This is a genomic window from Pseudomonas sp. GW456-12-1-14-TSB6 (assembly GCF_059424205.1).
This window is the reverse complement of sequence record NZ_JBWKZE010000001.1, coordinates 324773-344958: the sequence shown is the minus strand read 5'-3', so window position 1 is coordinate 344958 and position 20186 is coordinate 324773. Positions and strand designations below refer to the sequence as shown.

The 20186-nt window shown below is 60.0% G+C and carries 15 protein-coding genes and 1 pseudogene; 7 read left to right on the top strand and 9 right to left on the bottom strand.

The genetic code is table 11. The features are described 5' to 3' along the window. From AC07Y2_RS01550 to tssB, 8 genes and pseudogenes are all read right to left on the bottom strand, one after another. A pseudogene (locus tag AC07Y2_RS01550) lies at positions 1 to 200 on the bottom strand (type IVB secretion system protein IcmH/DotU); the annotation flags it as partial. Continuing rightward, complete coding sequence (gene tssK, locus AC07Y2_RS01545; protein ID WP_103385302.1) at positions 193 to 1539, bottom strand: type VI secretion system baseplate subunit TssK; 1347 nt, start codon at positions 1537 to 1539, stop codon at positions 193 to 195. The pseudogene AC07Y2_RS01550 and the gene tssK, both read right to left, overlap by 8 nt. 37 nt (positions 1540 to 1576) lie before the next feature. Then, the gene (tssJ, locus tag AC07Y2_RS01540; RefSeq protein WP_103385301.1) at positions 1577 to 2926 is read right to left on the bottom strand and encodes a type VI secretion system lipoprotein TssJ; all 1350 of its coding nucleotides are present in this window, start codon (positions 2924 to 2926) and stop codon (positions 1577 to 1579) included. Next, a complete protein-coding gene (gene tssG, locus AC07Y2_RS01535; protein WP_103385300.1) occupies positions 2923 to 3942 on the bottom strand; it encodes a type VI secretion system baseplate subunit TssG in 1020 nt (339 codons plus the stop codon). Before tssG ends, tssJ begins: the two co-directional genes overlap by 4 nt. After that, positions 3906 to 5672, bottom strand: a complete 1767-nt coding sequence (gene tssF / locus AC07Y2_RS01530; protein WP_039768337.1) for a type VI secretion system baseplate subunit TssF — start codon at positions 5670 to 5672, stop codon at positions 3906 to 3908. The genes tssG and tssF overlap by 37 nt, the downstream gene beginning before the upstream one ends. Positions 5673 to 5679: 7 nt before the next feature. Next, entirely contained in the window at positions 5680 to 6093 is a 414-nt protein-coding gene (gene tssE / locus AC07Y2_RS01525) for a type VI secretion system baseplate subunit TssE (RefSeq protein WP_039768339.1), read from the bottom strand. Further along, complete coding sequence (gene tssC / locus AC07Y2_RS01520) at positions 6094 to 7566, bottom strand: type VI secretion system contractile sheath large subunit (RefSeq protein ID WP_103385299.1); 1473 nt, start codon at positions 7564 to 7566, stop codon at positions 6094 to 6096. It abuts the gene before it with no gap. A gap of 37 nt (positions 7567 to 7603) precedes the next feature. Continuing rightward, the gene (tssB, locus tag AC07Y2_RS01515) at positions 7604 to 8107 is read right to left on the bottom strand and encodes a type VI secretion system contractile sheath small subunit (protein WP_074690621.1); all 504 of its coding nucleotides are present in this window, start codon (positions 8105 to 8107) and stop codon (positions 7604 to 7606) included. A gap of 460 nt (positions 8108 to 8567) precedes the next feature. Between tssB and AC07Y2_RS01510 the strand changes: the two genes are divergently transcribed. The 4 genes from AC07Y2_RS01510 to AC07Y2_RS01495 all read left to right on the top strand — a co-directional run bounded on the left by AC07Y2_RS01510 (position 8568) and on the right by AC07Y2_RS01495 (position 14669). Beyond that, entirely contained in the window at positions 8568 to 9101 is a 534-nt protein-coding gene (locus tag AC07Y2_RS01510; RefSeq protein WP_235375881.1) for a type VI secretion system-associated protein TagO, read from the top strand. Continuing rightward, on the top strand, positions 9089 to 10525 hold the full coding sequence (gene tssA / locus AC07Y2_RS01505) for a type VI secretion system protein TssA (RefSeq protein WP_103385298.1): 1437 nt from the start codon (positions 9089 to 9091) through the stop codon (positions 10523 to 10525). The genes AC07Y2_RS01510 and tssA overlap by 13 nt, the downstream gene beginning before the upstream one ends. Before the next feature lie 9 nt (positions 10526 to 10534). Then, entirely contained in the window at positions 10535 to 14182 is a 3648-nt protein-coding gene (tssM, locus tag AC07Y2_RS01500) for a type VI secretion system membrane subunit TssM (protein ID WP_103385297.1), read from the top strand. Between the two features lie 112 nt (positions 14183 to 14294). Continuing rightward, complete coding sequence (locus AC07Y2_RS01495) at positions 14295 to 14669, top strand: hypothetical protein (RefSeq protein WP_074690617.1); 375 nt, start codon at positions 14295 to 14297, stop codon at positions 14667 to 14669. A gap of 58 nt (positions 14670 to 14727) precedes the next feature. Here AC07Y2_RS01495 and AC07Y2_RS01490 read toward each other — a convergent pair whose 3' ends face one another. Beyond that, positions 14728 to 14952 (bottom strand): YgdI/YgdR family lipoprotein, encoded by a 225-nt coding sequence (locus tag AC07Y2_RS01490; protein ID WP_039768348.1) that lies wholly within the window; start codon positions 14950 to 14952, stop codon positions 14728 to 14730. A 195-nt stretch (positions 14953 to 15147) separates the two neighbouring features. On the opposite strand from AC07Y2_RS01490, the gene AC07Y2_RS01485 reads away from it, so the two are divergent. The 3 genes from AC07Y2_RS01485 to AC07Y2_RS01475 all read left to right on the top strand — a co-directional run bounded on the left by AC07Y2_RS01485 (position 15148) and on the right by AC07Y2_RS01475 (position 20156). Beyond that, a complete protein-coding gene (locus tag AC07Y2_RS01485; protein ID WP_103385296.1) occupies positions 15148 to 16800 on the top strand; it encodes a VRR-NUC domain-containing protein in 1653 nt (550 codons plus the stop codon). Then, positions 16797 to 19082: an ATP-dependent DNA helicase gene (locus AC07Y2_RS01480; RefSeq protein ID WP_103385295.1), complete on the top strand. Its 2286-nt coding sequence runs from the start codon at positions 16797 to 16799 to the stop codon at positions 19080 to 19082. The genes AC07Y2_RS01485 and AC07Y2_RS01480 overlap by 4 nt, the downstream gene beginning before the upstream one ends. Before the next feature lie 165 nt (positions 19083 to 19247). Continuing rightward, positions 19248 to 20156, top strand: a complete 909-nt coding sequence (locus tag AC07Y2_RS01475; RefSeq protein WP_039768351.1) for a zeta toxin family protein — start codon at positions 19248 to 19250, stop codon at positions 20154 to 20156. Positions 20157 to 20186 lie beyond the last annotated feature (30 nt).

Sequence of the window (20186 nt, the reverse complement as noted above, 5' to 3'; positions counted from 1 at the left end):
TGGTCCAGACGGCGCAGGCGGATGACCAGGCCGATCAGGGGCGTGGCGGCATCGCAGAGCGGGTTCCAGGCCAGGCCTCGCATGTCGAACTCTGGATCAGCCAAATGGGTTGAGTTGCTAACCGTGATCGTTTCGCCATCAAAGTTGATGGCGCCGGAGACTTCCTCGTGAAGCCATGCATCTGGTGTTGGCTTAGTCATCTTTCTCACTCCTGATCGCCCAGAACTGCAGTTCCAGCTCCGGGAATTCACCGGCAATGTGGAAACCAAACCCGCTGCCGCTGCTCAGGCCTTGCCACGCAGGGTGATGACGGTCGAGTTCGAAGTAGCTGAAGCCGGCATGGAACGGCAGGTGCCGTGGTGCCACCGGCAACGGCAGCAGCGGGATGCCCGGCAGTTGCAGGCTGACCAGCTGTTCCAAACCTTCGGTAGAGCTGATCTTGATCTGCTTGGGCAGTTGCTGACGCAGCGTCTCCGCGGGCAGTTCGGCCCGCACGGCGAGGATGAATTCGGCGTTGTCCAGCAGGCGTTTGTCGTTCAAGGCAGCGGTGCGCACGCCGTATTGCTGCACGACAATCGGCAGCGACACCGCCCGCGGTTGCAGCACGGTGCCCAAGGCGCGGCGCAGGGTGTGCTCCAGGAGCTCGAAGGATTCGCGCAGATTGTCGTGCTGGTAGGGCGGGTATTCCTGGGGCAGGTGGCCTTCGTCGGTAAAGGTCACCAGTTCGCCGCAGGCCTGGGCCAGTGCGATGTACAGCCGCTCCGGGTGAACCTGGCGTTGGCGGGCCAGGTGCTGAAACAGCGGGAACAAGCGGTTGAGGGTTTGCAGCAGGTTGAAATCGGTGACATCCGCCACGCCCGACTGCCCCGGCGAGCCGATGCGCTGGGCCAGATTCTTGGCGCGCTCGCGCATCAGTCCGGCCACTTCACCCAGGTAGCGGTGCAGCGCCGGCACGGCCTGCAAGGAGAGGCTGGTGGGGTAGAAGTGCTCGTCCATCACCAGGCTGCCATCCGGGCGCTTGTCTTTGATCCTGCCGATGGCGATGCCGGTGAAGGCGCTGCGGTCACTGCGTTCGAGCATCAGTTGAAAATTGGGCACGGCCACGTCCATGCCGACTTGATCGCCGTCATCGCTGTGAGTGTCACGGACTGCTTCGCGGCGGGCGATGTAGCGACTGTTACCGTACTGGTCGGGCCAGCGCACTTCGGGGGCGCCGCTGGAGCGCAGCGGCAGGGCCAGGTAGACGATCTGGTTCACTGCGCTGCTGTCGGCGATCTCCAGAGGAGGAGGCGACGCCAGGTCGTGGGGAATATCGAAGACACTGCCGTCTGGCATGATTCCACACGCCTTGGTAAGAGAGACCTTGCCGAAACTCAGATATTCGCTGTTCAACTCCAGCTCGCTGAAGCCATAGAGAGCGTCGTTCAGGCTATGCATGCGCTGATGCACGGCAGCTTCGGCGGCGCGAGCCTGTTGCTGGAAGTGCTGGGGTTTGACGAACAAACCTTCATGCCAGATGACGGGATTGCGTGAACTCATCGGTGATTACTCGGGGCAAAAGCGGCTGAAAAGGGCGTCATCGGGTTTCTCCTTTGAGGCTGACCTGGGTGGCGTCCAACTGCACCAGCACGGCGTACTGCCGGCCTTTTGGCTCGACCCGCAGGCGCTGTTTCCACTGGCCGACTTCGTCGTTGTGGTAGTTGGCGATTACCGCGATAAACCGGGTGTCTTCATCCAGGGGGCGCAGGTCGACGAACTTGAATTGGCCGGGTTGGAGCAGATAGTCGTCGGCGCGGATGTAGGTGCTGCCCAGGGTCTTTTTCAGGTCCTCGGTCAGGGCCTGGGGACTGGCGTTGACCAACAGTGAGTCATCGGTCAGTTGCAAAACCTTGAAGGTGATCGGCGTAGCGACGTGCTGCAGCGTCGGGTCGCCCCAGGGCGTGGTCAGGCTGACACCCTGGGCGTCATATTCACCCAGCAGCGCATCCTCGAGAGGCGACATCGGTACCTCGGGTTCGGGGTCAACAGTCAGCGGCGACTGGGCGGGCATGCTTTCGTAAAGGTGGCTGAGCAGGGTCTGCACTTTGTCGGTCAGTGCCTGCGGGCTGCTCGCCTGAACGTTGAGGGTGTAGGGCGCGCGGCTCGCATCCTCATCCGGTGCGGTGCCGGTGCTGATCAGGCGTGGATTGACGTGGTCGCTGGCATGCAGGCTCAGGGAGTAGCGGCTGGGCTGATCGTCGGGGCCGCCGACCGGTATCGCAGGATCCCGGATCACTTGGCCGACTTTGTCGAGCATGGTGCACCCGCCGAGAGTCAGGCAGGCGAGCAACAAGACTCCCAGGCGCAAGTTGCTGAGTGGCGTGCCAGGGCGTTTTGGAGTCAATGGGTGAACTTCAGGCGGCTGCTTTGAGGGCGGCGCTGCTTGCAGTGCTCGCAACGGATCACCTTGCTCTGCAAAGTCCACAGATTGGCAAAGGCGCTCGAAGTCCGGGCAAGTGACAGGTCGTGGGCAGGGCAGGGGAAGACTCGGTCGTTCCTCCAGGTGCCAGGCTTGCAGGCCTTGCGACTGGCCGGTAAACAGCTCATCGAGCGAACGCTGGCCTGGAGCGTACTCACCCAGCTGCACCGCGACCCGATACGCGCCAATCTGCAGCAGGTCGCCATCGTTGAGGCTCACTGCCACATTACGGGCCAGCGGCAAATCATGACCATTGGCATAGGTGCTGCCACTGCGATCGATCACGCAGAAACGTCCTTCGACGACCCGGATTTCGCAATGGTTCGGGTGGACGCTGTTTAGGCGATCCACCAGACACCAGTCCGCCGAGGCACTGCCGATGTTGCCACCCCGCAAACCAAACCGATGACTGGGCAGATACCCATGCAGCAATTGCGCAGGATTATTGATAACCAGGCTCAGTTTCATGCGCGCCCCCGAATCCGTACCACGGCGCGATGGCGGTGCTGATGCTCGATAAAGCTGGTCCAGCCCAAGTGGGTGCCGCTGTCGCGTTGCAGGTTGAACGGCGGTACATCCTCTTCGCGCAACCCGAGCTCCAGGTCATAGGCAGTGACGTCGCGCAGCAAAAAATCCATCAACTGACGCAGTCGCCCGAACTGCTCTCCACTGGGCAAAAACTGCCGGAAGCGCGCCTGGGTCAGGTTGGGAATCACCAGAGTGAACTTGCTGGCGCGGGTCTTGCTGCGATCACCCACTACAAAATCGCTACCCAACGTGCCATTGGCCCTGCCCAGCGTCATGCGCTGACATTGTGGAAAGCTCACCGAGCGCACCTCGAATTCACGGATGTGCACGCCGTGCAGATCAAAGCAATGCTCGACAATTCCGGACACCATCGAGGGCGAGCGACTGCGACTGGCGATCAACCCGGCAAAGCTCAACAGACGACCCCATGGCAGCGGCGTGGCGCCGCGCAGGTCGTTATCGTTCAAGCCGATCAGTGAAAACACATAACGCGAAAAACGATCGCTGGCCTCGGCCTGAAAGCGGATGTAGTAGCGGTATTTACGCCAACTGTGGTGCAGCAGGGTCAGCAAGCGATGATTGAAAAAGTCCATGAACGCCGGGCGAATACCGCGTTCCTGGGCTTGCTCGTAGGCCAGACGATCCAGGTAATAACCGGGCAGCGGCGAGTCGGTGCCGTGCAGGCCAAAGAAGCTCGTCTGCAGGCGATAACGCACTTCTGCGCAATCTTCTTCCAGACGTGCTGCCACGACCACATCGGAAGCCGGAAATCCCAACCCCGCGTGGCTTTGCAGCCGCACACGCCGCCGCGCCGCCGCACTCAATGGCTGTGCTTCCAGGTCATCGCCATGCAAGGCGTGCAGATGCTCCAGCAGACGGTGAAACGAATAGTTCCGCGCGTCGGCCAACAGCACGTCGGCTAGATCACGGGCTGTCTGCCGGTCAACAGTGGCCATTCATAACGCTCGTTGTTGGTGGTATTGATCACTTCCAGGCGATGGAAGGAATTGATGCTTGCGTACAGGGCGAAGAAGTGCGAAAGCACGCTGGCAAACAGGTACAACTCGCCCTCGCAGAGAAAGGCGTTCTGGTCCAGTTTCAGTTGGGTCTGCAGGCCACGCACCGGCTGGCCTTTCATCAGCCAGTCGATGGGGGTGGTCACCGCCTCGTGGATGCCATTGAGGCGTTTGCGGGTGGCGCGGGCCTGTTGCAGATCGTGCAACGCAGCGAAATCATAGGCGCGGATTACCGCCTTGAGCGGCTCGGCCGAGAGCAGCGACAGGTAGTTCAGCGACAGGTTGGAAATCAGCGTCCAGTGCAGGCTGCTGTCCAGTACTGGTCGGTAGCTGCGCGTCGGTGCGATCAGGTTGGTGTAAGTGGCAAACGATGGCGTGACTTCAGTTGATCGCGACACATCCCCCACGCCAAGCAACTGCGGCAGGTCGCGATTGGTGCAGGTCAGCTCGATGGACGCCGTTTCATGCTCGCCGATATACAGGCTCTCATCGCCACGCACGAAGGCGATGCGATGGCGCAGGCCTTCGCGGCCGTGGGACTCTTCGATATGTGTGCGGAAGTACAAGGCCGTGCGGCCGCGCGCATGTTCGATCTCATGCTGAAACGATTCGAACGGGGTAAACGTGCGCAGCGGATCGCCCTTGCGCTCCTTGTCGGCGGCGTCCCAGCCGGCGACATTGTCGACGCTGAAAATCTCGTAAGCCTCGGGCTGACTGCCGCTGGGGCTGATGCGCCGCTCCTGGCTGCGTCCGTCCAGGGAGACTGGATTGGCATCGTGGCGGAACAGGTTCACCGCCGGTGCGCAGTACAAGTGCAGGTCGCTGGTACGCAGGCGGATGTCCGGTGGCATGGGCCGGGTGAACTGAAACTCGAAGCGCAGGGTGGGGGCGCTGACATCCGGCCAGACGTGAGCCAAGTCGGTCAGGCTGAAAAAGTGGAAGCGCTGCGGGAATACAAAATATTCCTGCAGGATGCGATAGCCATCGAACACGTTGCGCGGGTAGGGCAGCAGTGCCTCTTCGGCGGTGAAACCGGGGAAGCCAATATCCTTGGCCGACAGGCGATAGCGTTGGCCATTGATGTGCAGCGTGACGCTGTCCAGGTAATGGGCAAGCCATAGGTACAAGGTCAACGCAGTGGCGCTATCGCCGCCCAGATGAAATTCCAGCTGGTTACAGGCCATGCTGGTGAGCGGTTGCTCCGTCAACACCTTGAGATCGATACGCATCACCGAGGCCTCACGACTGTGGGCATCGCTGACCTCCTGCAAGGCGAGCGGGTACAGATTGACGTCGGTGCACGTGCGAAACTGGCAGGAGATGCCATCCACCGGTTTGGCGAACAACGGCGTGCCCTTGGGAATCACCTGGCACTGGCTGATCGCATCGGGCAAGGGTGTAAAGCGAATGATGGTCGCACTGGGCAGAGGCCGCAGGTAGTTGGGCCAGAGCATCTGCAATAGCGGATGGGTCAGCTCCGGCAAATCGTCATCGATCTTCATCCCCAGCTTGGCGGTGAGGAACGCGAAGCCCTCCAACAGCCGCTCCACGTCCGGGTCGCCGGCCTGATCGCCGAGAAACTGCGCGAGTTGCGGATTGTCTTCGGCGAACTCTCGCCCGAGTTCGCGCAGGTAGCGCAGCTCCTCGGCAAAGCGTTGTTTCAGGTCCATTGCTTCCTCATCTCACGCGGGTGTAGCCGTCGCGGCCATGCATGGCCACTTCGATCTGCACCTGTTCTTCCTTGTGGCTGACCCGCACCTGGCAATCCAGGCGAAAGTTCAGTTCCAACGGCAAGTCCGGGTCGGGTTGATATCGCACGCCCGTTACCTTGATACGTGGTTCAAATGCCTCCACCGAGCGCCGGATGTCGGTGCTGATGGCGACCACCAGATCACTGCTGGCCTGGGTGACCCCATTGAAGTCGCGCAGGCCCAGTTCAGGGCTGCTTTGCGAGCAGCCCTGGCGAGAGTTGAGCACCTGTTCCAAGTGGTGTTTTATCGCCTCGACACGCTGGCGGGCCTGTTCATCCGCGCTGCCCGGGCGGTAGCGCGGTGCGTCGGGCTCGAGACGTTCAAACAGGCTGCCGCCCACTTATTGCGTATCCAGTCGACCGACCAGCGAGATCTCGAAGTTGGCGCCCATGTACTTGAAGTGTGGTCTTACCGACAGCGACACTTGGTACCAGCCCGGATTCCCGGCCACGTCCTGAACTTCAATTTTCGCGGCACGCAAGGGGCGACGGCTGCGTACGTCACTCGAAGGGTTTTCCTGGTCGGCGATGTACTGCTTGAGCCACATGTTCAGCTCGCGTTCCAGGTCCTGGCGTTCTTTCCAACTGCCGATCTGCTCGCGTTGCAGCACCTTGATGTAGTGGGCCAGGCGATTGACGATAAACAGGTACGGCAACTGGGTGCCGAGCTTGTAGTTCGTCTGGGCTTCCTGGCCTTCGCGGGTCTTGGGGAAGCTCTTGGGCTTTTGCACCGAGTTGGCGGAAAAGAACGCCGCATTGTCGCTGTCCTTACGCATGGTCAGCGGAATGAACCCGGCTTCGGCCAGTTCAAATTCCTTGCGGTCGGAAATCAGTACTTCGGTGGGGATCTTGGCCTGTAATTGGCCGAGAGATTCGTACAGATGCACGGGCAGATCATCCACCGCGCCGCCGGATTGCGGACCGATGATGTTCGGGCACCAGCGGTAGCGGGCGAAGCTGTCGGTAATCCGCGAAGCCATGAGGAACGCAGTGTTACCCCACAGGTAATTGTCGTGGTCACCGTCGACGGTTTCGTCATAGCCGAAGCTGCGAGTGGTGTTGTCGTCGGTGCTGTACGGCGTGCGTAGCAGGAAACGTGGCAGGGTCAGGGCCAGATGACGAGCATCTTCGGATTCACGCAGGCTGCGCCATTTGGTGTGGCGTGGGCCGTCGAAAATGTCGCTGATTTCCTTAAGGTCAGGCAGCCCCTGGAAACCTTCCAGATTGAACAACTCTGGGCCTGCGGCCGAGACGAACGGCGCATGGGACATGGCGCCGATGGAAGCCACGTAACTGAGCAACTTGATATCTGACGAACCAGGGCCAAAGGTGTAGTTGCCGACGATGGCACCAACGGGCTCACCACCAAACTGGCCGTAGCCGGCGGTATAGACGTGCTTGTACAAGCCGCTGCGGGTGATGTCACCGGCGTTGTCGAAGTCGTCCAGCAGCTCTTCTTTGGTGACATGCAGCATTTCCAGCTTGATGTTCTCGCGAAAGTCCGTGCGATCCACCAGCAGCTTCAGCCCACGCCACGACGACTCCAGTTGTTGGAACTGCGGCTGATGCACAATCACGTCCATCTGCTTGCTCAGGGCATGATCAATCTCGGCGATCATCTGGTCGACCCGATGCTTGTTGACCGGCTGTTGGTGATCGCCGCTTTGCAGAATCTCGCTGATGAACGCAGCCACGCCTTGGCGAGCTACCGCGTAGCCTTCCTGAGACGGGCGCATGGTGGTGTTGGCCAGCAGTTGATCAAGCAACGACGGCTGTTCGTCAGCCACCAACACTTGGGTGGCGGCGCTTTCCATAGACATGGGGAGTACTCCGTTGAGAAGGGCGTTCAATTCAGTCGTTGGGCGCGTCGAGCACCAGGTCCAGTTCACTGGCCAGGCGTTGGCGGGCGGTTGCATCGGTCAGCAGGTTTTGCAGGTGTTTGCGAAAGGCCGGAACGTTGCCCATCGGACCTTTGAGTGCAACGAGGGCTTCGCGAAGTTCCAGCAACTTGTTCAATTCGGGAATTTGTCGGGCGACGGCATCAGGGCCGAAGTCATGAATGTTTTTGAATTGAAGCCGTACGTTCAAATCGGTGTCGCAGTCTTTGCTTAAAACGGACGGAACCGCCATGTCCAGGGCAACTTCGGCCTTGGTCAGAACTTCATTAAACGTATCTTTGTCGATGCGTACAGCTTGCCGGTCTTCCAGGGCAGTAAGTTCGCCGTGGCCTTTGAAGTCACCGGTGATCAGCAACTTCAGCGGCAACTCAACTTCGGCCTGTTGATCGCCCGTGGCCGGGACGTACTTGATGTTGATGCGCTCTTTGGGCGCGACAGAGCCGTGATTTTTCGACATGGGAAGAATCCTTTTCATAAAGTCGGCGTATTAGAAACAGTTGTTGCAACGTTTGTCTTGTAGGACGTTGTGGACGCGATTCGTGGGCTTTTAATGTAGGAAATAATACCTTGCGGATCGTTACTGGTTTTCCTACAACTTCCACGGATACATCTGAAGGGCGTGTCTTTTTGTTGGGACTTTTGCAAGGCGCTGTTTGTTTTCTACTTGCTTATTCATTGAGTTCTGGTGAGGCTCCGTAAGTTAATTTGTTGAACTTTCAAATAAGTCATGTTGATTTTAAAGATGCTGAGAACATCGGATTCTGATTTCGACGAGACATACTCAGGAGGCGTTGATGCACGGGCAAGGATGGAAATGGGGGCTTTGTCTGACGGTCGTGGCCGTAATGGATGTGCAGGCGGCAACACAAGACTGCCCCTCAATTGTCTCGCCCTTGAAGCGCCTGGAGTGTTTTGATTTGGCCGCTGGCACGCCCATCCATCACGCGCCAGCGGCGCCACGCGCCGTTGGGCAGGTACTGCCGATTATCGATCTGGTGCAACGCAACGAAGTCAAGCGTCCACCCGAGGATCAGCGTTTTCTGCTGTCGTCGTTTCCAGAGCCGGACGATGAGCGGCAACAACGGCTGGTGATCTCCGCCCCGGCCCTGGGCGCGTTGCCACCTCGACCTCACCTGGTTATCAGTTGCGAATCGAAAATTTCCCGCCTGCAACTGGTACTGGATGAGCCAGCCAAACCCAACAAAATTCGCATCCAGCTGTTCAAGGACGACCGACCGGTTTCCGAGGCCTATCGGTGGCAAGTGCTGGACGATGCCGGGTTGGTGGTGGATGCGGGTCGAGGGCTGCAGGCCATTGCCTTGTTACGCAACATGGGCGGCGGCCAGCGCCTGCGACTGGAGAGTGACTACCTGCGGCTGAACGGGCTGGTGTTCGACGCTGAAGGGCTGGGCGAACTGATAGAGCAGGAGCGCAAGGTATGTCGCTGGTGATCGACGTTCCGGCGGATACCGTCAAGCGACTGCTGACCCCCATCGACCCAGAACAACTCGCCGGCCATTTCGATGTGGAGGACGAAACCTATCAGGCCATCGATCAGGAAATGGTCAAGCTCGGCGGCCTGCGCGAAAGCGACATCGATTGGCCGTATATCGACGAAGCGTCCCGCGAATACCTGGCCACCCAGTGCAAGCACTGGCGCATCCTCGGTCATCTGCAAGTAGTGTGGCTGCGGACCCGGCAATGGGCGCGCTGGGCGGATGCGTTGGGTTTGGTGGCCGGTATGGTCGACCTGTATTGGGACAATGCCTATCCCAAGCCCGGCCCGACGGGCTATCTGAACAAGCGTAAGCAGGTGCAGCGCCTGTTGGAGAACCTGGTGCAGGTGTTGCCGTCCCTGGATCGCAGTAGCTTTACCCCGGCTTGCCAGGCGGCTGCGGAATTGGCCATGGCTACCCTGCAAAGATGCGTGGAAACCGCCAGGTTCGATCCCGCCCCGTTGGAGGCGTTGCAACGCCAGTTGAGCAAATACAGTGAGCCGGTCGTTGCCGCTGAAGCGTCCCATGCAGTCACCTCCAGCGGCGCTCTGGATTCAGCATTTTTCACCAGCCCCAAGCTGCAGGCGCCAGGCAACGAGCGTGAACAGCGGCGCGCCGTGTTGAGCATGGCCGAGCAGATCAATCAACAAGATCCCTACGACCCCACCGGTTATCAATTACGACGCTTCGGCCTGTGGTCGCATTTGCGCACCGCGCCCCCCGTCACCCGCGATCGTCGAACCGAATTGACCGCCGTGCCCAAGGACATAGTCGACGGTTACCAGGACGCGCTGAACCACAATACGCTCGACCCGAACCTGCTGCCGCGTCTCGAAAAAAGCGTCTGCGCCTCACCGTACTGGTTGCGCGGCAGCTACTTGGCCGCCCAAGTCGCCTCGCGCCTGGCGATGGAAGAAGTGGCCGCTGCCATTCGCCAGACCTGCGAACGTTTCGTCTGCCGCCTGCCGGCCCTGCTGGAGTTGTGTTTCAGCGATGGCACACCGTTCGTGGACGCACAAACCCAGGCATGGATCACCGCCGCCGATGAGGCGCGAACCACCGGCAGCCCCGTGCAGGAATACGCCGGCCTGCGCGACGAACTGACCACCCAACTCAACACCGAAGGCGTCGAAGTGGTTCTGCTGCGCTTGCAGGACCTGCACGCCTCTCATGACGCCCCGCGCCAGCGCAGCTACGCCACAGTGATTGCTGCCGACCTGCTGGCATCGCGTGGCCTGTCGTGGCTGGCGGACGACCTGTACGCCAGCGTTGCGCGGTTGATGCGCGATACCACGGCGCAGGGGTGGGAGCCGGAGTTATACCGGAAAGTGGCGCAGCCCATCGACGACAGTCATTTGATTAAAGCGGTTAAGGAGTAGGAGCGATTTATGGGGATGTTCTGGGGATACGTCAAACGTTGGGGCCTGCCGGTAATGCGTCAGTTCAACCAGGCATTGCCGATACTGGTGCTGCTGGGCGTGGTGTTTTTATTGATCGCTATCTGGTGGCTGGGCCCGCAGTGGGCCTGGCGTGAACATCGGCCGCTGAGCGAGTTGGCGATGCGCGTCTCGGCCAGCGTTGTGGTGCTGGTGGTGCCGCTGCTGATCTGGGCATGGCGGGTGCGTAGTCGTTATCACCGGCTGCAGCTTGAACGCCAGCACGAGGCCGCGGTGCAGGCCGACCCGTGCCTGCCTTACATCGAGGCGCAGGAGCGAGCACTGGACCGCAGCTTGGGCAACTTGCTCAACAACATGGAACGCCGCCGTTCGCTCTATCAATTGCCATGGTATCTGGTGCTGGGCGAGGAAAATGCCGGCAAGACCAGCCTGATCACACGCTCCAATCAGAGCTTTGCCTTGTCCCATGTGACCAGGGCCGGGGTCAGGGCGCACCAGGAAGAACAACTGGCCTATCCGGTGGATTGGTGGATCGGTGACGAGGCGGTGTTGATCGACCCGCCGGGTGAATTCCTCAGTCATCCGGAGCCAGCGGCTGATAGCGTCGAGCAGCAGGGCGCGATCCAAGGCAAGGTCAAACCGGTATTGCCCGCTGGCACTCACCCACGTCTATGGCGGCACCTGATCGACTGGCTGGCGCGCAACCGCAGCCGTCGCGCATTGAACGGCGTGGTGTTGGTGATCGATGTGCAGGCCTTGTTGGCGCAACGTCCCGAACAACGCAAGGCCCACGCCAACCTGCTGCGCACCCGGCTGTTTGAGCTGACGCGGCAATTGGGTACGCGCTTGCCGGTGTACGTGACGCTGAGCAAGTTCGACCTGCTGGAAGGCTTCGAAGAGTTCTTCGCCCGGTTGTCGCATAGTGGGCGCGAAGACCTGCTGGGTTTCACCTTCAGTCTGGACGCGGTGGATGATTTCGATGCCTGGCTGACGGAACTGACCCGCCAGTACCAGATCTTTGTCACCTACCTGAGTGAACAGATCTTCGACAGTGTCAAGGAGTCGCGTGGGCTGACCGAGCGCGATCGACTGCAGGGCCTGTTGCGTCAGATGGCGGGCCTGCGCCCGGCACTGTCGGGTTTCCTGAGCGAAATGCTCGGCAGTGATCGTTTCACCACCCCTGCGCTGGTGCGCGGGCTGTATTTCTCCTCGGTATTTCAGCAGGGCACCTTGAGCAATGCCTTCGTCAAAGAGGCAGGGCAAGCGTATCAACTGCCGCCACCGCCTCCCGAGGTCAAGCCTGCTGGTGGCACTGCGATCTACTTTGCCCAGCAGCTTTTCCAGCGAGTGATTTACCCGGAAGCAGGTCTGGCGGGTGACAACATCAAGGTGGCCCGTAACAAGCGACGACTGCTGATCGCTGGCTTCAGCGTCGCGTCCTTGGGCGTTTTGGTGGTGATCGGAACCTGGCAGTTTTACTTCAACATCAACCGCGACAAGGCTGCGAGCGTCCTGGCCAAGAGTCAGGAGTTCAGTGAACGGGACATCGACACCAAGGTCGACACGACCGGGCGCAATCTGCTGGTGCCGCTGGATCAGATTCGCGATGCGGTGCTGGTGTACGGTGACTATCGCGAGGCATGGCCGCTGCTGGCGGATATGGGGTTGTATCAGGGGAGAGCGATTGGTCCGACGGTGGATGAGGCCTATCTGAATCTACTGTCCAAACGCTTTCTGCCGGCGATTGCCAGCGGTGTGCTGGATGCCATCAATGCCGCGCCCGCCGGTAGTAATCAGCAACTGGCGGCCTTGCGCGTTTACCGCATGCTTGAAGAACGGCAAAACCGCCGCCCGGCCATCGTCGAGGAGTGGGTCGCCAAACAGTGGCAGAGGGCCTATCCCGGGCAGGGCCAGTTGCAGGCCGACTTGATGAGACACTTGGGCTACGCCCTGAAATACGCCGACGCCGATTTGCCGCACTACCGTGAGCGCGTTGCCCAAGTGCAACAACAGTTGCGCCAGTTGCCTATGGCTGAACGGGTCTACATGAACCTGAAACAGGATGCCCAAGAGCGTTTGCACCGCCCGCTGGACCTGCGCGCCGAGGTCGGTCCGGCGTTCGACATCGTCTACAGTCCATTGAACACCGATCAAGAGGGTAGCGGCCTGATGCTGGCACCGCTGCTCACGGCCAAGGGCTTCAGGGACTACTTTGAGCCTGGCACCGAGGGCATCATCGAGCTGGCAATGATCGACCAGTGGGTGCTCGGCGAGCGGCAACGCCTGGACTATTCCGACGAAGACCGCAAAGTACTGACCCAGCGGGTCCGCGCGTTATACAGCGCCGATTATGTCGACAGCTGGCGACGTGCGCTGAATCAGTTCGCGATCACCGACTTCGACGACCTCAGTCACGGCGTGGCCGTGCTGGAGCAGGTCACTGGCCCGGCCGCCCCTCTGCGGCGTTTGCTGGAAACCTTGCGCGACAATAGCGTGATTTACCCGTCGGCGCCCTTGGTCGAAGGGCAGGCACCACTGACGTTGGACAAGGTGTCGGACGGCCAGCAACAAGCTGCGGGTATCCGGCGCGCGTTTTCCAGCCTGACGGAACTGACCACCACGCGCGGCGAGCAGCCGTCCTATTACGAAGAAACGCTACGTTCCGTCAGCGCCGTCTACGACTACGCCAAAGCCGTGCACGACAATCCCGACCCCGGCAAAGCGGCGCTGAAAACCGTGCTCAATCGTTTTTCCCTCGGCGGTGCCGATCCGATTGCCAACCTGCAACGTGTCGCCGTCGGCCTGCCTGAACCACTCAACCAGCAAATCAAAAAGCTCGCCGACCAGACCTCGCAGGTACTGGTGATTGCCGCCTTACGCGAACTGGAAAAACGCTGGGACAGTGATATCTACAGTTTTTACCGCGACCGGCTGGCGAGCCGCTACCCGTTCAAGGCCAGCGGCGAGGACGCCTCGCTGGAAGACTTCGAAGCCTTCTTCAGCCCGCAGGGGCGTCTACAGCAGTTCCACGATCAATACCTGAACGTGTTCCTCAAGGACAACCTCGATGCTCTGTACTCCGAAAACCTTGGCGGCTACCTGGTACGCAGTGACGTGTTGGAACAGCTCAAGAAGGTCGAGCGCATCCGCGACACTTTCTTCAACCACCGCGGCCACCTGGCCGTGCAACTCACCATCGAACCCCTGGCCCTGAGCGCGACCCGTCTGAGCAGCATGCTCAGCGTCGACGGCCAACTGATTCCTTACCAGCACGGCGCGCCGCAACGCACGGGGTTGGTGTGGCCCAACAGTCTGGGCAACACCAATGGCAGCCAACTGACGCTGGTGCACAGCAGCGGCAACACCGCCAGCCTTAGCTATCGCGGGCCGTGGTCGTTGTTCCGGCTGCTCAGCCGTGGGCATCTTAATGGCAGGACCGACACCAGCGTGGACCTGACCTTTGCCGTCGCCGATGGCTTGATGCGCTATCGGATTGGGGCGGAGAAGGCCAACAACCCGGTTACCCAACGCAGTTTTGAAGGGTTTGTGTTGCCGAGGACGTTGTTGGAGGAGCGTCGATCAAACAAAACCATAAACAGGGTTGAGGGGGTCGCCTTAACGGAGACGGGCAGGAAGTGACTCACCAGCCATTCCCTGACTCCAATCCCTGCACCAACAGGAAATGCGGCCTAAAGCCATGACGTCGACGTTCGTCATTCAAGGGCTGCCAACGAGTACAGGAGATTCACACGTGAAAGGTTTCAAGGGGTATATCGGTATCGCGGGACTGGCGCTGCTGTCGGCCAATGCCTGGGCCGATCTGCCTCACAGCTCGATTCTGAGTCGCTATGGCGTGACACCCGATCAACTGCCAGAGCCGGCCAAAAGCGAAGACGCCAAACCCGTCGAAGAAAAAAACCGCTTTCATATCCAGCCCGAACAACCGTTCGTGACCGTTCGCATCGGCGAAGACCATGAGCCGGAAATGACCGGAAATCTGAGCATCGACCGCATGGCGCAACAGGAGCGTCAGCGCTGCCAGCGCTTGCAGGAAGAACTGGTTCGCCGTGGCGAGCGTCCTTTCAGTTGCGACGGCTCTCTCCCGGGCATGGCGTTACCACGCTGATGAATGCAAAAAAGGCTGCGATCCCATAGGGTCGCAGCCTTTTTTGATGTTTTATCCGTCAGTCTTCTTTGCGCACCGTGGCCACTTCGTCGGCACGTACGCGGACTTTGGCGCCGGAAATATCCTTGAACTCGTAGAAGCCATCCTCGGTTTTGGTATCGGGCATGTCTTCGGTCAGATATTGGGTGCCGTTCTGCAGGGTAACCACCGTCGGGGTCGAGCAACCGGCCAGGGTCAGCAGGGCCGCAACAGCCAACGGGATCCCGAGAGTCTTGATTTTCATAAGCAGCATTCCTGTTCATTTCGACCATTGTCGGCCTCTAACGCGGTTGGTGCCATTACGCCGGGAAAAGTTCGATGGCCACCTGAAAAAATCTGCAATGAAGGTGCCACTGATCTTTTTCCGTTTGCGCCTGCCGGGGCAGGCTGGTATCTGTACGCATAACCAGTACTCGCTTGCCATGGCCCCGAAATTACCGTGACTGCCAATCCCCTCGACGATCCGTTCTATTACCTCAACAACTTCCGCCAGGTGCTTGATTGGCTTGAGCTTCGCTATGCCGATGTCATGAGCGAAACGGAACATGCCTTCATTCGCGAGTTCAAGGCGCTGCCGCGTCCGTCCCAGGGCCTGCTGGTGCGTATGGTGATGCGAAAGGGTGTACATTTCCGGGCCAGCAAGCTGAATTACACGGAAATCGGCGACATCGCCGAGGCGGCGCAACCGCTGCTGGAGCATGGCTGGCTCCATGAACAGGCGCCGTTGTCGATGGCGGAACTGTTCGAGGTGTTGCTCAAGGCCGAGATCCTGCAAGCCTTCGGCCCGGCCATCGACCAGCCCCGAGGCAAGAAAGTCGACTGGTTGCCGCAGCTGCACGAACAATTCCCCGAGCCCCGCAGTTTCGTGCAATGGTGCCCGGCGCTGGCGGATCGGCTGTTCAGCCTGACGCTGATGGACCTGTGCGACCGTTTTCGCCTGATGTTCTTCGGCAATCTCTATCAGGACTGGTCGGAATTCGCGCTCGCCGATCTTGGCATCTTCACTTATGAAAAAGTCGAATTCTGCGCCGATTCCCGGGGCTTGCGCAGCCGTGCCGACGTCGATGCCTGCCTGTTTCTGCACGATTGCCAGCTGTATTTCGAAGCCGGCGAGCCGCTGGAGCCGATCGTCGAACAAGTCGCGGCGCTGCATTTCGATAACCCGTGGCTGCAACGCCGACGCGGCAAGCTGTTGTTCCAGATCGGCCAATACTGCGAGCGCCTCGGCGAATTCGCCCTGGCGCTGAAGATCTATCGCGACTGCGCCTATCCCGGCGCGCGATTGCGGATGATCCGCGTGCTTGAGCGCAGCGCCAAATATGCGTTGGCTCTGGAACTGGCGGTCATTGCCGAGCAGGCGCCGGAAACCGCTACCGAACAGCAGGGCCTGCAACGGCTGGTGCCGCGTTTGCGGCGCAAGCTCGGCGGCCCACCGATCAAGCGCACGGCGCCCGGCATGGTGGAACGGCTGGACCTGCATCTGCCGCGTCTCGATCCGGCGTTGTCGGTGGAATATCACGTTCAGGCGCACCTGCACGAAGAAACGGGCCCGGTGCATTACGTGGAAAACAGCCTGATCAATTCACTGTTCGGCCTGTTGTGCTGGCCGGCGATCTTCGCACCATTGCCGGGCGCTTTCTTTCACCCGTTCCAGCGCGGGCCGGTGGATCTGCTCAATGAAGACTTCCAGCCCCGACGCGCCGAGCTGTTTCAGGCCTGTCTGGCCGAACTCGACGATGGCCGCTATGCCGACACCATCCGCGCGCGGTTCGCCGCCAAATGGGGCGTGCAGTCGCCGTTCGTGTTCTGGGGCGCGCTCAATGAAGAACTGCTGGAGCAGGCTTTGGCCTGTCTGCCGGCCGAACACCTCAAGCACTGGTTCAGCCGTCTGCTGCTGGACATCAAGGCCAATCGCGCCGGCATGCCCGACCTGATCCAGTTCTGGCCGCAGCACAGGACCTACCGGATGATCGAAGTCAAAGGCCCGGGCGATCGGCTGCAAGACAATCAATTGCGCTGGCTGGAGTTCTGCCACACGCACCGGATGCCGGTCGCCGTGTGTTACGTGCAATGGGCGGAGCAGGGCGCTTGAGCTACAGCATCGCCGTGCGGGCACTGTGCGAATTCACCGCGAAAACCGGTGACCTCGACTTGCGCTTCACCCCGTCACCGACCGCGCTGGAGGGGATTGCCGGGCATCGCACCGTGGCGTCCCGGCGCAACGACGCCTACCAGAGCGAAGTGGCGCTGGAGGGCGCATTCGGGCCATTGAAGGTCAAGGGCAGGGCGGACGGCTACGACCCGACGCAGAACTGCCTGGAAGAGGTCAAAACCTACCGTGGCGACCTGGGCAAGCAACCGGCCAATCACCGTTCGTTGCATTGGGCCCAGGCGAAGATTTACGGCTGGTTGATGTGCTGCCGATTGCAGCTTGAGCAGATCAATCTGGCGCTGGTGTATTTCGACATCGTCACGGAAAAGGAAACCTGCCTGGTCGAGGCGTTCAGCGCTGATGCGCTGCGACAGTTCTTCGAACAGCAGTGCGGTTTGTTCCTCGCGTGGGCCGAACAGGAAATGGCCCACCGCGAAGCGCGCAACCGGGCGGCGCAGCAGCTGGGTTTTCCCCATGCCACGTTTCGCCCCGGCCAGCGTCACCTCGCCGAATCGGTGTTCAAGGCCGTCAGCACCGGGCGCTGCCTGATGGCCCAGGCCCCAACCGGGATCGGCAAGACCCTCGGCACCCTGTTTCCGATGCTCAAGGCATTGGCGCCGCAACAACTGGACAAGGTCTACTTCCTCACTGCCAAGACACCCGGACGCAAACTGGCGCTGGATGCGGCGCAAGTGCTGTTCGAGCACAGCGAAACCTTGCCCCTGCGGGTGCTGGAAATGGTCGCCCGGGACAAGGCCTGCGAACACCCGGACAAGGCCTGTCACGGTGAATCCTGCCCGTTGGCCCAGGGCTTTTACGACCGTTTACCCGCCGCCCGTGAGGCTGCCAGCCAATTGCGCCTGCTGGATCAGGCCGCACTGCGGGACGTCGCGGCGCGGCACGGGGTGTGTCCGTATTACCTGAGCCAGGAAATGGCCCGCTGGGCCGACGTGGTGGTGGCGGACTACAACTATTACTTCGATTTCAGCGCGCTGCTGTTCGGTCTCGCGCAGTTCAATCAATGGAACGTTGCGGTGTTGGTGGACGAGTCGCACAACCTGGTCGAGCGCGGGCGGCAGATGTACAGCGCCACTCTCGATCAGGCGACACTGGGCAGCGTGCGCAAAACCGCGCCCGAGGTCCTGAAAAAGTCTTTGCAACGGGTCAATCGTGAATGGAACGCGCTGCACAATGACCAGTTCGCGCCGTATCAGGCCTACGACAAGGCGCCGGAAAAACTGTTGCAGGCGCTCTCATCCTGCACGGCGAGCATCGGCGACTACCTCAACGATCACCCGCAAGGGCTCGACAGCGGACTGCAGAACTTCTACTTCGAAATGCTGCAATTCGGCCGGGTGGCGGAACTGTTCGACGCGCATTATCTGTTCGACATCAGCAAACGCGATCTCGAACGCAAACGCCCGTTATCACAACTGTGCCTGCGCAACGTGGTGCCGGCGGCGTTCATCGGCCCGCGCCTGACGGCGGCGCGCAGCAGCGTGCTGTTTTCCGCCACCCTCAGCCCGCGCCACTATTACGCGGATTTGCTCGGCACCCCGGCCGACACGGTCTGGATCGACGTCGAGTCGCCGTTCAGCGCCGAACAATTGCAGGTGCAGATCGTCAGCCGGATTTCCACGCGTTTCACGCACCGGCAAGCATCGCTGGAACCGATTGTCGAGCTGATCGCCCGCCAGTTCAGTGAACGTCCGGGCAACTACCTGGCGTTCTTCAGCAGCTTCGATTACCTGCAACAGGTCGCGCAGTTGCTCGCCGAGCGGCACCCACACATCACCCGCTGGCAGCAATCCCGAGGCATGACCGAAGGCGCGCGGCAGGACTTTCTCGATCAATTCACCGCCGACAGCCAGGGCGTCGGTTTTGCCGTGCTCGGCGGCGCCTTCGGTGAAGGCATCGATCTGCCCGGCGCGCGGCTGATCGGCGCGTTCATCGCCACCCTCGGGCTGGCACAGCTCAATCCGGTCAATGAACAGATGAAGCGCCGTATGGCAGCGATCTTCGGTGCGGGCTACGACTACACCTATCTTTTCCCAGGCGTGCAGAAAGTGGTGCAGGCTGCCGGGCGGGTGATCCGTACCCAGCAGGATCGCGGCGTGGTGATGCTGATCGATGATCGTTTTGCCGAAAGCCGAATCAAGCAATTATTGCCGTTCTGGTGGTCGTTGAGCAGTGAGAATCCGGTTGGCGATGTTGCGGGATAACGTCAGTGCGACTTGAGGGGATTTTACTTGGACTTGTAGGACATATTTCCTTATAAAACAGCGACATATCTTGTGAAAAACCCCCTTTGATAAATCGCGAACTTCAGTCTTTATTCAGTAAGCCGGATCTCGGTCTCTCGCGATATTTGATAAGGAAATCAATATATGTCCGCTACCCACACTTATACGTATACCTCCGAGCAGGTCACTTCAGCCTTCAATGACATCAGCACAACCCTGTTCGCCGGAATCACTGCACAGCTCACACCCACTATCCTGGTGACAGCCGGAGTGCAAAGCTCGGGGAAAACCTACCTGCTGGAAAAACAACTGCTTCCTTCCGGCCTCTATAAAAATTACGTCCGTCTGTATCTGCCGGAGTATCGGGAGAAGCATCCGCAATACCAGGAGATGATCAAGCTGGGCACGTTGCACGCCTACGAACATACGAATGACTTCATTCGTGATTTGAGCAGGAAAATCTTTGAACGGGCTTTTGAGCAAAAGCTCAACATCATTTTCGAATGCGCGTTCGACAGTATCGAGTTTGCGACTCTGCCTGACTACATGGCCAACGCCGGTTACAGGCTTGAGGTTCACATCGTGGCCTGCAACTATCCGTTCGCATTTATTTCCGGCGTCCAGAGAGGGTTCAAAAGCCTGGAGAAAGGCGAGCTCGAACGTTTTGTCCGACCTTCGGAACTGAAATCCAGTTTTGGAAATGCCCACGCAGTGATCTACGCGCTCGACGCTGCGGCCAAAAGAGTCGGCGGCTCACAGGTGTTCCTTTACGAACGAGGTTTTGGGGCCATGAGGGAGCGTGTCGTGCGTGCGCACAGCTTGTATGCTCGAGATATGCAGAACAAGCTCTCCGTTACCTCAACATCCACGCCGTTCAGCTACAGCGCCTATGAGCGCATCATCGGCAAATCGCTCAACAGCGACAGCGAACGTCACGAGGTGATCAAGGAGAGTCATCTCGCCCTGCACAAGGCTGCGCAGTATGCAATGCAGGTACCGGACTTTCTTTTCGATGCACTTTATGCCCGGATCGCCAAATATGTTCAACGTTGAGCGAGCCGAGGTTCGGACATGAGGTGCTAT

Bases quoted from the DNA above. Each gene is read 5' to 3' on its own strand.
- AC07Y2_RS01475 (WP_039768351.1), top strand. From the start codon at position 19,248: ATGTCCGCTACCCACACTTATACGTATACCTCCGAGCAGGTCACTTCA.
- tssK (WP_103385302.1), bottom strand. From the start codon at position 1,539: ATGAGTTCACGCAATCCCGTCATCTGGCATGAAGGTTTGTTCGTCAAA.
- tssG (WP_103385300.1), bottom strand. From the start codon at position 3,942: ATGGCCACTGTTGACCGGCAGACAGCCCGTGATCTAGCCGACGTGCTG.
- tssA (WP_103385298.1), top strand. From the start codon at position 9,089: ATGTCGCTGGTGATCGACGTTCCGGCGGATACCGTCAAGCGACTGCTG.
- AC07Y2_RS01490 (WP_039768348.1), bottom strand. From the start codon at position 14,952: ATGAAAATCAAGACTCTCGGGATCCCGTTGGCTGTTGCGGCCCTGCTG.
- tssJ (WP_103385301.1), bottom strand. From the start codon at position 2,926: ATGAAACTGAGCCTGGTTATCAATAATCCTGCGCAATTGCTGCATGGG.
- tssF (WP_039768337.1), bottom strand. From the start codon at position 5,672: ATGGACCTGAAACAACGCTTTGCCGAGGAGCTGCGCTACCTGCGCGAA.
- tssB (WP_074690621.1), bottom strand. From the start codon at position 8,107: ATGTCGAAAAATCACGGCTCTGTCGCGCCCAAAGAGCGCATCAACATC.
- tssC (WP_103385299.1), bottom strand. From the start codon at position 7,566: ATGGAAAGCGCCGCCACCCAAGTGTTGGTGGCTGACGAACAGCCGTCG.
- tssM (WP_103385297.1), top strand. From the start codon at position 10,535: ATGGGGATGTTCTGGGGATACGTCAAACGTTGGGGCCTGCCGGTAATG.